This window comes from Gemella cuniculi DSM 15828 (assembly GCF_000425665.1).
Lineage (GTDB): Bacteria > Bacillota > Bacilli > Staphylococcales > Gemellaceae > Gemella > Gemella cuniculi.
The window spans coordinates 1-1,746 of the sequence record NZ_AUDW01000036.1; the positions used below are offsets into that span (position 1 = coordinate 1).

The 1,746-nt window shown below is 30.5% G+C and carries 4 protein-coding genes; all 4 read right to left on the bottom strand.

Going from position 1 to position 1,746, the window contains the following annotated elements:
• Window positions 1-360: hypothetical protein (locus tag H612_RS09155; RefSeq protein WP_035500340.1), on the bottom strand; the 360-nt coding region annotated here is incomplete at its 3' end.
• A gap of 78 nt (window positions 361-438) precedes the next feature.
• Window positions 439-852 carry a hypothetical protein gene (locus tag H612_RS0104630; protein ID WP_027130379.1) on the bottom strand — a complete coding sequence of 138 codons (414 nt, stop codon included), beginning with the start codon at window positions 850-852 and terminating at the stop codon, window positions 439-441.
• Window positions 830-1,147: a hypothetical protein gene (locus H612_RS0104635; protein ID WP_027130380.1), complete on the bottom strand. Its 318-nt coding sequence runs from the start codon at window positions 1,145-1,147 to the stop codon at window positions 830-832. The genes H612_RS0104630 and H612_RS0104635 overlap by 23 nt, the downstream gene beginning before the upstream one ends.
• A gap of 50 nt (window positions 1,148-1,197) precedes the next feature.
• Window positions 1,198-1,641, bottom strand: a complete 444-nt coding sequence (locus H612_RS0104640; protein ID WP_027130381.1) for a hypothetical protein — start codon at window positions 1,639-1,641, stop codon at window positions 1,198-1,200.
• Window positions 1,642-1,746: the final 105 nt, after the last annotated feature.

Here is a 1,746-nt window from a genome sequence, read left to right on the forward strand (position 1 = left end):
CGAATCTGTCATACACCAAATCAAATATTCATCTAACACCTCTAGAGATTCCCGAATATCTTCTTTTCTTTTTCCTAACGAGATTCTTTCTGATACTCCGTAAGAAACTAAAGATCTTAATCCATAAAATTCTCCTATATTTACTGCATAACTTAACGTTCCACCTCTTTCTATATCCGAAAGAATAACATTAACTTCATAACTTTTATAAATTAAACATTCTAAATTTGGACTAATACTTTTATTAGGATTATAGTTCAGATATATTTGAGAAAAGTCAACATTTTCACACCCAAAATACTGTTCAATTTCAGTTTCTACTCTATCTAATACCTCTTTTATTTGTTCCTGATTTAACACACTATATTCCTCCTACTATATATACTTTCAGCATCAAAGACATAACTGACATAACTCTGATAAAGATGAAAGTTTAATTTAATCTTCTTTTAATACTTCTTTATCCAACGGTATTCCAAATGTTTTCTTTTGAGCATCTGTCATTCTCCAAATTAGGTACTCATCTAATACCTCTAGAGACTGTTGAATATCTTCTTTTCTTTTTCCTAACGAGATTCTTTCTGATACTTTATAAGGTACCAATAATAATAAATTATAATATTCTCCTATATTCACTTCATATTTTAATTCCTCTTTTCCCCCACTATCTGAAACAATTATTCTTATTTTGAATCTTCTATACACTAAAAATTCTAACCATACACCTGCATCATCATTTGGATTATCCACTACTTTTATGCTAAAGCAATCTGATTTTTTATATCCAAAGTACTTTTTCACCTCTGATGAAGCTAACCTTAATATATTTTTAGTTCTTTCTTTGTCTAGCATACCAATATCCTCCTATAGTTTCATCATCAATAATATATTCTTTTTCTTTTAAATATTTTATTTCATAATCATAAAACCCTGTAGCCTTATTAGGGTCATGAGAAAGTCTTATTGTCTTTCCTTTTGCTATTTGGTTATTAAGAAATTGTTTGTTTATTCTCCACATTTCTTGCTCGTTTCCATTTACTATCTTCAACGTTTTATTCCAACTTTCTGTTCCCATGTCGAAATATGTATCTTTGTGTTTTTTAGCTACGTCTAAATATGATATTCCATTTTGATTATATTTCCCCAAAGTTACTGTTTCTGCTGATCGATTGTGTGTGGATTTGTACGCTATCCATCTTATTTGATAGTTTTTAAAGGTTGTTTGTGACTTTCTGTATGTTTTATTTGTTCTCTTATATTTATTTTTGTACCTAGTTTGTAAAATCCGTACCCACCTAGGCTACCTAGGACCATTTTTTGTAATATTTTTGAGGGCTTTTCTCCTAATATTACACCATTTAATCCTCCTATGAATCCTCCTATAGCTGTTGCATTTCTTAATGTTCCTCCGCCTGGTATTATCCATGGTAGGAGTGTTAGTAGTAGTTCTTTCTTTTCTTCTGGTTTTGCATTTTTTATTACACTAGCTCCGAAAAGGGGTTTCCCGTTTATTCCTGTTATTTTAGTTATAGCTCTGTCATACTCTTGGTCTGTTAGTTTGTTGTCTTTTTCTTTTTTTAACTTTTCTTTTTCTGCTGTGTATTTGGCTTCTATTTTTTCTATTGCATTAGTCCATCCCATATCATTTTTGTGTTTGGCAATATAAATGTTTTTGATGTAGGTGACCAACTCTTTTCAGCTTGTACTAATCCTTGGTCAACCGACGATTTTAATGTGTCTACTTCA

What these genes read in the sequence shown, in the direction of transcription:
- H612_RS0104630 (WP_027130379.1), bottom strand. Translation starts at nt 852, where the DNA reads ATGCTAGACAAAGAAAGAACTAAAAATATATTAAGGTTAGCTTCATCA.
- H612_RS0104640 (WP_027130381.1), bottom strand. Translation starts at nt 1,641, where the DNA reads ATGGGATGGACTAATGCAATAGAAAAAATAGAAGCCAAATACACAGCA.